Below are 11,060 nucleotides of genomic sequence, written 5' to 3'. Positions count from 1 at the left end.
TTCTGCGGGCGGCGGCGAAGCCTGGGCGTCGAAATGCTCCGCCGCCAGCAGGGGCTGGACCTCGGCCCAGCTTTCGCGCGCCTGCTTTTCCAGGGCCTGGAAATCGGCCCGGTCCGGCGCCATCGCCTTCTGCAGCAGTTCGGCATCCGCCGGTGGCAGGATGTCCGACAGGGGGCGCGGCCGGTAGGTCATGCCCGGCGCGGGCCCGGGCTCACGTCCGGGACCGGCCTCATGGTGATTGAGAAGGTGGGGAACGAAGGTGCCGGCCAGGAACAGGTTCACGCCGACCGACGCGATGAGCAGGGGCCCACGCCACCGGCTAAACGAACTCATTGCGCGCGGGTCTCCACCGTGTAGGAGGTGAACAGCAGGCTGGGCATGTCCGTGACATCCGCCTGCGCCGTCTCCACCGTGGCGCCCGTCTGGGCGCCGCCATCGGCGGCGGTCAAGGTGGCGGACGGCAGGGTCATGACCCCCACCATGATGCCGGCCGCCGTGGCGCCAGCCAGCCAGCCTGCCTGCGGCGCCCGGACGCCGAGCCACGACAGGGCCGTGCGCACCACGTCAAAAGGCGAGGGCAGGAAGGTTTCCAGCCTGCGGCCCCGCACCACCGTCGCCGCCGGGGCCTGGGCCGCCTCCAGCCGCGCCAGGGCGCCGGCCACCACGTCATCCACCCGGGCGGCCGTGATCTCCGGCTCCGCCACCATGGACAGGAGCGCGTCCAGCTTCGCCTCGCTCACCACCAACTCATGCGCCGCCCCATCCTGGGCCAGCGCGCGCACCGCCGCGGCGCGGCGGTCTGCCGGCCAGCGGGCGGGATTGCCGCCATAAACGGCGGTCAGCGCCGCGATATCCTCCACGTCCAGCGTGGACCATTCCCTGTCAGCCATGACCAACCCCCTAGACCTCACCCGTATCCTGAACCACACCGGACAGACGCGCCCGCAACGCGCGCCGAGCCCGGGCCAAAAGCGATTCCACCGCCGAAACAGACAGGGACAGGATTTGCGCGGCGTCGGCGGCGCTGCGCTCCTCGTAATAGCAGAGCGTGACGGCTAGACGCTGCCTTTCCGGCAATTCCGCCAACGCCTGCGACACCAATTTGGCCGTCTGTTGCCGGGCCATCACGTTCACCGCGGATGGCGTGGGGTCAGGCGGCTCCGGTATTCCTTCCAGGCCGGCGAAGGCGGGACGCCGACGCCGGTCCACACACAAATTCACCACCACCCGGTGAAGCCAGGTGGAGAACCGGGCGCGGCCGTCGGGGATCCAGTTCTTGGCCCCCGTCCACACCCGGAGCAAGGCCTCCTGCACCACCTCGTCGGCGTCGGCAGCGTTGCCCAGGATGCGCTGGGCCAGCTTCATGGCCTTGGGCGCATGGCGACCGGCCAGCAGGGCGAAGGCCTGCCGGTCCCCCTGGGCGATGCGGGCCAGCAGGGCATCGTCCCCCGGCTCCGGCAATTGTCCCGCCACAAGCCCACCCATGGGCGCGGCAGCGGGGTCGGAAGCCGAGGCCACGCCCGCGCGCGGCTTCGGCTGGACAGATTCGTCCATCAGTTCCCCTGAAGAGTGACCCGGGACGTCTATGTCGCGAAGTGCATACATGACCCCTTATACGGGCCGCGGGCAATGCCCTGTCGGTAAGGCTGCCGAATAAAATCTAGGCGAACGGTAGACGGGATCCAAGGGCGGCGCGCGTAAAAGGATGGTCACGGGGGAGGTCCTGCCCCAAACCGCCGCCCCCGCTGACGGCCCTGCCAGCCCCGACATGGGCAGGGCCAAACCAAGGATGCGCTGCCCCCGCACGCATCCGGCACCGCCCCCGACCTCCCGCGATTGCAGCCCCGCCCGCGGAACAGAGGTCGGGGGCGGATTTGCCCGTGACCCCGCCGGGATCGCTCAGCTACCATCGCGCGCAAAAATCACAAGGGCCGGCAGCGACCGGCCCGACAATCAAAGGGCCGGCGCAAGACCGGACCCGCACACGCGGTGGAGAGAGAACGTATGGCTGATACCGAGAAGCGCGTCACCGACGCCGAGGCCCTGCTGCTGCATTCCAGCGGCCGTCCGGGCAAGCTGGAGGTCACACCGACCAAGCCCCTGACGACGCAGCGCGACCTGTCGCTGGCCTATTCCCCCGGCGTGGCGGTGCCGTGCCTGCGCATTCACGAGGACCCGTCCACCGCCTACGACTACACCGCCAAGGGCAACCTGGTGGCGGTCATCTCCAACGGCACCGCCGTGCTGGGCTTAGGCGACCTGGGGGCGCTGGCCTCCAAGCCGGTGATGGAAGGCAAGGCCGTCCTGTTCAAGCGCTTCGCCGACGTCGACGGCATCGACCTGGAGGTCGACACCCGCGACGTGGATGAGTTCATCAATTCCGTGCGCTACCTGGGGCCCAGCTTCGGCGGCATCAACCTGGAAGACATCAAGGCGCCCGACTGCTTCATCATCGAGCAGCGCCTGCGCGAACTGATGGACATCCCCGTCTTCCACGACGACCAGCACGGCACCGCCATCATCGCCGCCGCCGGCCTGATCAACGCCCTGCATCTGACCGGCCGCACCATGGCCGACGCCCGCCTGGTGGTGAACGGCGCCGGCGCCGCCGCCATCGCCTGCGTGGAACTGATCAAGTCCATGGGCGTGCCGCATGAGAATGTGACCCTGTGCGACACCAAGGGCGTCGTCTACCAGGGCCGCACCAACGGCATGAACCAGTGGAAGTCGGCCCACGCCATCAGCACCGACGCCCGCACCCTGGCGGAGGCGGTCAAGGGAGCCGACGTGTTCCTGGGCCTGTCGGTGAAAGGGGCCCTGACGGCCGAGATGGTCGCCACCATGGCGCCCCAGCCCATCATCTTCGCCATGGCCAACCCAGACCCCGAGATCACGCCGGAAGAGGTCAAGTCGGTGCGTGACGACGCCATCGTCGCCACCGGCCGGTCGGACTATCCCAACCAGGTCAACAACGTCCTGGGCTTCCCCTACATCTTCCGCGGCGCGCTGGACGTGCGCGCCAGCACCATCAACGAGGCGATGAAGATCGCGGCGGCCAACGCCCTGGCCGAGCTGGCGCGCGAGGACGTGCCGGACGAGGTGGACGCGGCCTACTCCGGCCGGCGCCTGCGGTACGGCCCCGAATACATCATCCCCGTGCCCTTCGACCCGCGCCTGATCGTGAAGGTGCCGGCGGCCGTGGCTCAGGCGGCCATGGACTCTGGCGTGGCCAAGCGTCCCATCACGGACATGGAGGCCTACGGCCGGGCCCTGCGCCTGCGCCTGGATCCCACGGCCGACAGCCTGCAGCAGATCTTCGACAAGGTGAAGGCCAGCCCCCGCCGCGTCGTCTTCGCCGAGGGCGAGGAGGAGCGGACCATCCGCGCCGCCGTGGCCTTCCGTTCCGCCGGCTATGGCACGCCCATCCTGATCGGGCGCGAAGCGGTGGTGGCGGAGCAGATGAAGGCCCTGGGCCTGCCGCAGGGCGCCCCGCTGGAGGTGCGCAACGCCCGCCTGTACCAGTCCACGGAAAACCAGCGCTACACCGACTTCCTCTACGGCCGGCTGCAGCGCAAGGGCATGCTGCACCGCGACTGCCAGCGCCTGGTGAACCAGAACCGCAACGTCTTCGCCTCCTGCATGGTCGCCATGGGCGACGCCGACGCGGTGGTGACAGGCCTGACCCGCGACTTCTTCACCTCGTTCGAGGAGATCAGCCACGTCATCGACGCGCGCGCCGGGGCGCCGGCCTTCGGCCTGTCGGTGCTGGCGCTGCGCAAGCAGACGGTGTTCATCGCCGACACCACGGTGCATGAGCGCCCCACCGCCCAGCAGTTGGTCTGCATCGCCGAGGGTGCCGCCCGCACCGCCCGCCAGATGGGGCATGAGCCGCGCGTGGCCTTCCTGTCCTTCTCCAACTTCGGCCAGCCGATGCGGGAGCGGGCGCAGCATGTGCGCGACGCCGTGGCCCTGATGGACCAGCGCGCCGCGGACTTCGAGTATGAGGGCGAGATGGCGGTGGACGTGGCCCTGGACCATGACCTGATGAAGCGCCTGTACCCGTTCAGCCGCCTGTCCGGCCCCGCCAACGTGCTGATCATGCCGGCGCTGCACACCGCCAACATCGGCGCCAAGCTGCTGCAGAAGATGGGCGGCGGCACCCTGATCGGGCCGCTGCTGATCAACCTGGAGAAGCCGGCGCAAATCGTGCAGATGGGCGCCACGTCCAACGAACTGCTGACCGCCGCCGTCATGGCCGCGCACGACAGCCTGCACGCGGGGTAAGCAAAGCGTATCCAGTATACGCTCACCCCCGGCCCTATCCGGCGCCGGGGGTGAAGTAAAACAGGGCCGTGGCCGGCGGGGGCACCCCCAAAGGCCGCGGCCTTTTCTTATGAAGCGGAATTGGTCCCGGGGCCGTCCTGGGATTAAACTTCCATGACGTCGGTTCCAGCCGCCGTTCCTGCGCTATGTTCGTGGCAATGAACGGGGCGGCGCAATTTTGACCTGACCTGTTTTAGCAGGAGCCTGTTTCAGGGCGCCTGTTTCGGCCGGGTCATCGGAATCAGCATGGGTGGGTTTGGGAGATGAGTCGTTTGGAAGCGCGTCCCGATCGTTTCGTCGCCATCGCCGTGCTGATGCTGGCGCCGACCGGCGCCCTGCTGGGCGCGCTGGTGCTGTCGGGCCGCCTCGCCCCCCTGCTGGCGCTGGCCGCCTTCGCCCTGGTGGGTGCCGTCACCGCCGTCGCCCGCCACCTGGTGGTGCGCGACAGCCGGCTGATCGCCGCCTACCTGGACCAGGTGCGCGACACGCGCACGCCCGTGCCCCTGCCCCAGGCCCGTACCCTGACCGGGGCCGCCCTGCTGGAGGACATCGCCCACCTGCACCAGAACTGGCTGCGCCACCGCGAGGGGATCGAGCACCGCCTGGCCGCCGACGAGGCGGTGGTGGAGGCCCTGCACGACCCGCTGATGCTGGTGGACGGCAAGCGCAAGGTGGGCCGCGCCAACAGCGCCGCCCGCGCCCTGTTCGGCGATCGCATGCTGAACCGCGACCTGGCGGTCAGCGTGCGCAACCCCGACGTCCTGGCGGTGGTGGACGCGGTGCTGGCCGGCGGTGACAGCCGGCGGGTGGAGTTCACCCTGCCCCTGCCGGTGGAGCGGGTGCTGGAGGTGCGGGTGACCCCCTTCCGCCAGCCGGCCGAGGACGCCGGGCCGGAGGGAGAGATCACCGCCATCGTCACCCTGCACGACATCACCGCCATCAAGCGGTCGGAGCAGATGCGGGCCGATTTCGTGGCCAACGCCAGCCATGAGCTGCGCACGCCCCTGTCCACCCTGGTGGGCTTCATCGAGACCCTGCGCGGCCCCGCGCGCGACGACGCCGACGCCCGCGACCGGTTCCTGGGCATCATGCAGGAACAGGCCGGCCGCATGTCCCGCCTGGTCATGGACCTGTTGTCGCTGTCCCGCATCGAACTGGACGAGCACACCCACCCCACGGGCGAAACCAACGTGGCCCACCTGGTGCAAAGCGTGGTCGCCATGCTGGAGCTGAAGGCGGCCGCACGGAAGATCACCATCAAGGTGCGGGGCGGGGAGGATCTGCCGCGCGTGCAGGGTGATGAGGACCAGCTGACCCAAGTGTTCCAGAACCTGATCGACAACGCCATCAAGTACGGCCGCGAGCAGACCGAGGTGGTGGTGACGCTGGAACGGGCCGACGCCCCACCGGCGCCGGGCGCCACCGGCATTCGCGCCCGCCAGGCGACGGCCACGAAAATCTCCGGCATCAAGGTGTCGGTGGCCGACAAGGGCGAGGGCATCGCCCGCACCCATCTGCCCCGCCTGACGGAACGGTTCTACCGCGTCGACGCCGCGCGCAGCCGCGCGCTGGGCGGTACCGGCCTGGGCCTGGCCATCGTGAAGCACATCGTCAACCGCCACCGCGGCCGCCTGACCATCGACAGCGAGGTGGGCAAGGGCAGCACCTTCACCGTGCATTTGCCGGCGGCCGAAAAGCCGGGCGCGGAAAAGCCGTTACCCCAATCTGCCCCGAATCTGTCACAGGAAGGTGGCCGGGGCGCCGCCTGAGGCCCGACCCCGGCGCGGCAGACAAGCGGCACCATACCCGGTTATGCGGCATAAGCCGCTGAGGTGGCGGGGTTTTCTCCGACCGCGCCAGTGGATGTCGTCCGTCATAAAACTGTCGTCTATCTGTAGCAATTCCATAGCGACCTGTCGCTATGGTCCACCCTGCCCGCCCGGTGACGTGTCCCGCCGGACGCTTGTTTTCATGCCCCGGCCAGGACCGCCGGGGGTGGGGTGGTAAGAGAATGCCGGCCGAGCATACCGTGAAGTCGTTCGAGCAGCAGCTGCAGCGCCTGTCGAACCTGATCACCCAGATGGGCGGCGTGGCCGAGGCCCAGGTGGACGGCGCCGTCCAGGCCGTGGTGCGCCGCGACGTCGACCTGGCCGCCCGGGTCATGAAGGCCGACCAGCAACTGGACGACTATGAGCGCAACATCGAGCAGGAGGCCGTGCGCATGCTGGCCCTGCGCCAGCCGGTGGGCAGCGACCTGCGCGAAATCCTGGCCGCCTTGAAGATCTCCGCCGACCTGGAACGCACGGGCGACTACGCCGCCAACATCGCCAAGCGCAGCATGGCCCTGGCCAAGTTGCCCGCCGTGCGGCCCGTCAGCGCCATTCCGCGCATGGGCAAGCTGGTGGAGGGCATGCTGAAGGACGTGCTGGACGCCTATATCGACCGCGACGTGGGCAAGGCCATCGACGCCTGGAACCGGGATGAGGAGCTGGACGACCTGTACACCAGCCTGTTCCGCGAGGTCCTGACCTACATGATGGAGGACCCGCGCAACATCACCCCCTGCACCCACCTGCTGTTCATCGCCAAGAACCTGGAGCGGGCGGGCGACCACGCCACCAACATCGCCGAAACCATTCATTTCCTGGTGCTGGGCCGGACGCTGACATCCGGCCGGCCCAAGCATGACGAGTCCAGCTTCGTCGTCGGCCCCACCGCCGACGTGGACCTGCACGGCAGCGGCGTGCACGGCGCCGATGCCGTGGAAGACCTGTGATACATAGTTCCCGTTGCCCCCGACCCCGGAAAGCCAGTTTTAGGGACACCCCATGAACGCCTCGTTGAAGCCCCTGGTCCTGATCGTCGAGGACGAAGCCGACCTCGTCACCCTGCTGAGCTACAACCTGGAAAAGGAAGGCTTCCGGGTGCTGACCGCCGGCGACGGCGAGGAGGCCCTGCTGCTGGCCGACGAGCAGGCGCCCCACCTGGTGCTGCTGGACTGGATGCTGCCGCTGATGAGCGGGCTGGAGGTCTGCCGCCAGATGCGCCGCAACCCCAAGACCCGTGAAATCCCCATCATCATGCTGACCGCCCGGGGTGAGGAGGCGGACAAGGTGCGCGGCCTGAACTCCGGCGCCGACGACTACATCTCCAAGCCCTTCAGCCCCACCGAGCTGGTGGCCCGCATCCGCGCCGTGCTGCGCCGGGCCGTGCCCTCGCTGGCCGAGGAACTGCTGCGCTACGGCGACATCAGCATGGACCTGGCGGCCCATCGCGTACGCCGCAACAGCCGTGACATCCACCTGGGGCCGACGGAGTTCCGCCTGCTGCGCCACTTCATGCAGCACCCGGGCCGCGTCTTCTCGCGCGAGCAACTGCTGGACATCGTCTGGGGTCACGACGTCTATGTCGAACCGCGCACCGTGGACGTGCACATCCGCCGCCTGCGCAAGGCGCTGAACGAGGAGACGGAGCTGGACATGATCCGCACCGTGCGCTCCGCCGGCTACGCCCTGGACATGAAGTCCGCTTGATATTTCCATATCGGCGGCACGAGGGGAAATCTCGTGCCGCTGATTGGCCTCCGCATCAGGCGGCGAGGGCGGCCGTCGCCAGGTTCGCGGCTTCATCCGCCGTGGCGGCCACCTCCATCGCCACGCCGAAGGCCTTGACCGCGATGACGGCTTGGACCTTGAAGGCGGCACGCCGCGCCGCGTCAGGCTCCACCGTGATCACCGCGCGGCATAACGCCGACAGGGTTTCGCGGTTGCGCTTCAGCCATAGGCCGCGCAGGCGCCGGTCTTCATGCGCCTCCCCCTCCGGGGGATCGCCCATGATGATGACGAAGGGCAGGCCCCGTTCCAGCAGGGCGTCCATCTCCCGTTCCCACTGCGGCGCGTAACCAGGCCGGGTGGTACCGGGGCGGGTCGTCACCACGGGGAAGCGGCTGAGATCGTGTATCTCGAACAGGCTCATCCTCAATCTCCTTCAAAACACATCCGCGAATAAAGACGCGGCGCCCACTTCCGAGAGGTGGATGGCGCGGGCGGCGCGGGTGCGCATCTCCGCCTCGTATTCCCGCGCCGCCGCCGTGATGGATGGAATGCGGGACAGGCTGGCCGCCAGCACGGCGGCGTCGCGCAGAGTGACGTTGGCGCCCAGACCGCCGGCGGGGCTCATGGCATGGATGGCGTCGCCCAGAAAGGTCACCGGTCCGCTTCCCCAATGGGGCCAGGTGCGCGCCAGCCGGGCGCTGCGCACCGGCAACAGGGCCATGTCCCGGGGATCGGCCTGGCGGAACAGGGCGCGCAGCCGGGGGTCCCATCCATCCGCCAGCCGCCACGCCACCTCATCCGGCATGGCGCGGCCGAACGGCCCCAGCAGCCGAGTGCGGGGGCCGATCAGGGCCCAGTAGAGATAGTCGGCCACGGGCGTGAGTCCGGCCGAGACCGCGCCGCCTTCGAACAGCATGGGATCGATGATGCCGGCGTAGCCGTCGGCGAAGACCACGCTGGTGCCCCCGCACAGATCGTCCCCCACGGCGGCGCGCACCGCCGGGGTCAGGATGGTGCGGCCATAGAGGCAGACCGCGCCCACGTCCAACGGATCGGCCTGGGGCATCAGCTGGCGGCGCACGGCGGAGTTGACGCCGTCAGCGGCCACCACCAGGTCCGCGTGGATGACCTGCCCATCGGCGAAGGTGACGCGCGCCCGGCCGCCAGTGGTCCCCTCCAGCGCCTGGAAAGCCATGCCGAAGCGCACCTTGTCCGCGATGCCCCGCATCAGGATTTCACGCAGGGTCTGGCGGTGGGCGCAGAGGTCGCCCGTCCCCTCATTCGCGGTGCTCCACACCTCTGGCGCGCGGCCGGTCATCGGCGCCAGTTGGCCATCCACGAAGCGGCTGCGGGGCGCCGGCACAGCGCAGGTGCGCCGGAACAAATCATACAGGGGCGGCGCCAGGCATTGGGCCAGGGCGCCGGCGCCGTCCGCGTCGATGCGGAGACGATAGCCCTGGGCCCGGCTGTCCAGGCCGGCGTCCCGCTCATACACCACGCAGTCGATACCTGCGCGTGTCAGCGCCTGCGCCAGGCACAGGCCGCCCAGGCCGGCCCCGATGATCGCCACCCGCGTTTCGTCCATGTCGTCCATCATTTCTGCCACCATCCCTGCCGCCATCGCCGGCGAACCCTGGGCTGAAACTTTCCATTGGCGATTCGATAACGCGGAACACGGCACGCTTGATAACGACAGTCGGACGAAAAATAATGCGGAACGGCCAAACTGTTCGCCAGCCGCCATCCCGCCCGAGGAAAGCCCATGCGCCCCGCCGCCAGTGACACCCCCCGCATGACCAAGGAAGCCTTCCTGGAGATGTGCGAGCGGGTCGACGGCCCGCCCGTCCTGACCTTCTGGAGCAGCCATTCGGTGGAGGACCGAACCCGCATGGGGACGCGGGAGATCGACTGGCACGCCCATCGGCGGGGGCAGCTGTTCTGCATCGCCAACGGCCTGATCCATATCCGCACCGCCCACGGGTCCTGGATGCTGCCGCCGCTGCGGGCCGGGTGGATACCGCCCGGCATGATGCACAAGTTGACCATCAGCGGCGCGCTGGACGGCTGGGGCATGTTGCTGACGCCGGAGGCCAGCGCCGGCCTGCCCGATCGTCCCTGCGTCATGGGCATCAGCGACCTGCTGCGGTCCCTGGTGCGGCGGGTGGCGGAATGGCCGCTGGAGGCGGCGCTGACACCGGAGCAGGAGCGGCTGCTGGCCGTGCTGCTGGATGAGGTCCGCCTGGCCCCGGATGAACCGCTGCACCTGCCCATGCCCACCGACCCGCGCCTGCTGCGCCTGGCCCTGCGCCTGCTGGAAACGCCGGACGACGACCGCACGCTGGACGTGCTGGCGCGCGACGCCGGCCTGTCAGAACGCACGGCCCGCCGGCTGTTCACGGCAGAAACGGGCCTGAGCGTGACGCAATGGCGCCAGCAGGCCCGCCTGACCCTGGCCTTGGAGCGCCTGGCGCGGGGGGAACCAGTGGCGGAGGTGGCGGACGCCCTGGGCTATGCCACGCCCAGCAACTTCATCGCCATGTTCCGCCGGGCCTTCGGCGAGTCGCCCGCCCGCTATTTCGCCCGAAGGGGGATGGCCGCCTGACCTTTTGCCGATGGGGGCCGAACGGATAAGCCACTTATCCTGTCCCCTTTTCAGGGCAGGCCTGTCCACCAAGCCCGCTACACAAGCGCCGTGGCCGACGCTATGGTGCCGCCATGGCCGACCATCCCACGCCCCCGCCCTTCACCCCTGGCACCCCCGCTTCCGACGCCCTGACGGCGCAGGAGCGTGAGGCGCGATCCTTTGGTTTCCGCGCCATCAACCCGGCGGAGAAGGCGCCGCTGGTGCAGGGCGTGTTCTCCAGCGTCGCCAGCCGCTACGACATCATGAACGACCTGATGTCGGTGGGTATCCACCGGCTGTGGAAGTCCACGTTTGTCGACCTGGTGGCGCCGCGCGCGGGTGAGACCATCCTGGACGTGGCAGGGGGCACCGGGGACATCGCCTTCCGCATGGCGGCCAAGGCCCCCAGCGCCAAGATCATGGTCTGCGACCTGACGGAGGCCATGGTGCGCGTGGGCCGCGACCGGGGCATCGACAAGGGCAGCCTGCCCGGCTGGGACCGGACGGAAGAGACGCGCGGCGGCCTGCACTGGACTGTCGGAACGCCGAGTCGTGCCCCG

The 11,060-nt window shown here is 69.3% G+C and carries 11 protein-coding genes; 6 read left to right on the top strand and 5 right to left on the bottom strand.

Annotated features, from left to right (window positions below; translation table 11 throughout):
* The 3 genes from I55_RS25965 to I55_RS25955 all read right to left on the bottom strand — a co-directional run.
* The coding region (locus I55_RS25965) for a periplasmic heavy metal sensor (RefSeq protein ID WP_148293961.1) at positions 1-333 on the bottom strand (333 nt) is incomplete at its 3' end.
* Positions 330-890: a hypothetical protein gene (locus I55_RS37385; protein ID WP_044563623.1), complete on the bottom strand. Its 561-nt coding sequence runs from the start codon at positions 888-890 to the stop codon at positions 330-332. The genes I55_RS37385 and I55_RS25965, both read right to left, overlap by 4 nt.
* Positions 891-900: 10 nt before the next feature.
* A complete protein-coding gene (locus I55_RS25955; RefSeq protein ID WP_252181320.1) occupies positions 901-1,554 on the bottom strand; it encodes an RNA polymerase sigma factor in 654 nt (217 codons plus the stop codon).
* Between the two features lie 450 nt (positions 1,555-2,004).
* Between I55_RS25955 and I55_RS25950 the strand changes: the two genes are divergently transcribed.
* The 4 genes from I55_RS25950 to phoB all read left to right on the top strand — a co-directional run bounded on the left by I55_RS25950 (position 2,005) and on the right by phoB (position 7,856).
* A complete protein-coding gene (locus I55_RS25950) occupies positions 2,005-4,284 on the top strand; it encodes an NADP-dependent malic enzyme (protein WP_044563622.1) in 2,280 nt (759 codons plus the stop codon).
* 302 nt (positions 4,285-4,586) lie between these two features.
* Positions 4,587-6,092, top strand: coding sequence for an ATP-binding protein (locus I55_RS25945; RefSeq protein ID WP_044563620.1), 1,506 nt, complete (start codon positions 4,587-4,589; stop codon positions 6,090-6,092).
* A 242-nt stretch (positions 6,093-6,334) separates the two neighbouring features.
* Positions 6,335-7,099: a phosphate signaling complex protein PhoU gene (gene phoU, locus I55_RS25940; RefSeq protein WP_044563619.1), complete on the top strand. Its 765-nt coding sequence runs from the start codon at positions 6,335-6,337 to the stop codon at positions 7,097-7,099.
* A gap of 52 nt (positions 7,100-7,151) precedes the next feature.
* Positions 7,152-7,856 (top strand): phosphate regulon transcriptional regulator PhoB, encoded by a 705-nt coding sequence (gene phoB / locus I55_RS25935; protein ID WP_044563618.1) that lies wholly within the window; start codon positions 7,152-7,154, stop codon positions 7,854-7,856.
* Positions 7,857-7,911: 55 nt separating this feature from the next.
* Here phoB and I55_RS25930 read toward each other — a convergent pair whose 3' ends face one another.
* Both I55_RS25930 and I55_RS25925 read right to left on the bottom strand, forming a co-directional pair.
* Entirely contained in the window at positions 7,912-8,298 is a 387-nt protein-coding gene (locus I55_RS25930; RefSeq protein ID WP_044563617.1) for a hypothetical protein, read from the bottom strand.
* A gap of 12 nt (positions 8,299-8,310) precedes the next feature.
* Positions 8,311-9,474 carry an NAD(P)/FAD-dependent oxidoreductase gene (locus I55_RS25925; protein ID WP_199902728.1) on the bottom strand — a complete coding sequence of 388 codons (1,164 nt, stop codon included), beginning with the start codon at positions 9,472-9,474 and terminating at the stop codon, positions 8,311-8,313.
* Between the two features lie 165 nt (positions 9,475-9,639).
* Here I55_RS25925 and I55_RS25920 point away from each other — a divergent pair, with 165 nt between their 5' ends.
* Together I55_RS25920 and I55_RS25915 are read left to right on the top strand one after the other, a co-directional pair.
* The gene (locus tag I55_RS25920) at positions 9,640-10,479 is read left to right on the top strand and encodes a helix-turn-helix transcriptional regulator (protein WP_085940114.1); all 840 of its coding nucleotides are present in this window, start codon (positions 9,640-9,642) and stop codon (positions 10,477-10,479) included.
* Positions 10,480-10,592: 113 nt separating this feature from the next.
* Positions 10,593-11,060: class I SAM-dependent methyltransferase (locus I55_RS25915; protein ID WP_252181319.1), on the top strand; the 468-nt coding region annotated here is incomplete at its 3' end.

Source organism: Azospirillum sp. B4, from assembly GCF_000333275.1.
Taxonomy (GTDB): domain Bacteria; phylum Pseudomonadota; class Alphaproteobacteria; order Azospirillales; family Azospirillaceae; genus Nitrospirillum.
The sequence above is the reverse complement of the archived record's forward strand: the minus strand, read 5'-3'. Positions and strand labels throughout refer to the sequence as shown.

Coding starts and splice junctions, on each gene's coding strand:
- I55_RS37385 (WP_044563623.1), bottom strand. CDS start 890: ATGGCTGACAGGGAATGGTCCACGCTGGACGTGGAGGATATCGCGGCG.
- I55_RS25955 (WP_252181320.1), bottom strand. CDS start 1,554: ATGGACGAATCTGTCCAGCCGAAGCCGCGCGCGGGCGTGGCCTCGGCT.
- I55_RS25950 (WP_044563622.1), top strand. CDS start 2,005: ATGGCTGATACCGAGAAGCGCGTCACCGACGCCGAGGCCCTGCTGCTG.
- I55_RS25945 (WP_044563620.1), top strand. CDS start 4,587: ATGAGTCGTTTGGAAGCGCGTCCCGATCGTTTCGTCGCCATCGCCGTG.
- phoU (WP_044563619.1), top strand. CDS start 6,335: ATGCCGGCCGAGCATACCGTGAAGTCGTTCGAGCAGCAGCTGCAGCGC.
- phoB (WP_044563618.1), top strand. CDS start 7,152: ATGAACGCCTCGTTGAAGCCCCTGGTCCTGATCGTCGAGGACGAAGCC.
- I55_RS25930 (WP_044563617.1), bottom strand. CDS start 8,298: ATGAGCCTGTTCGAGATACACGATCTCAGCCGCTTCCCCGTGGTGACG.
- I55_RS25925 (WP_199902728.1), bottom strand. CDS start 9,474: ATGATGGACGACATGGACGAAACGCGGGTGGCGATCATCGGGGCCGGC.
- I55_RS25920 (WP_085940114.1), top strand. CDS start 9,640: ATGCGCCCCGCCGCCAGTGACACCCCCCGCATGACCAAGGAAGCCTTC.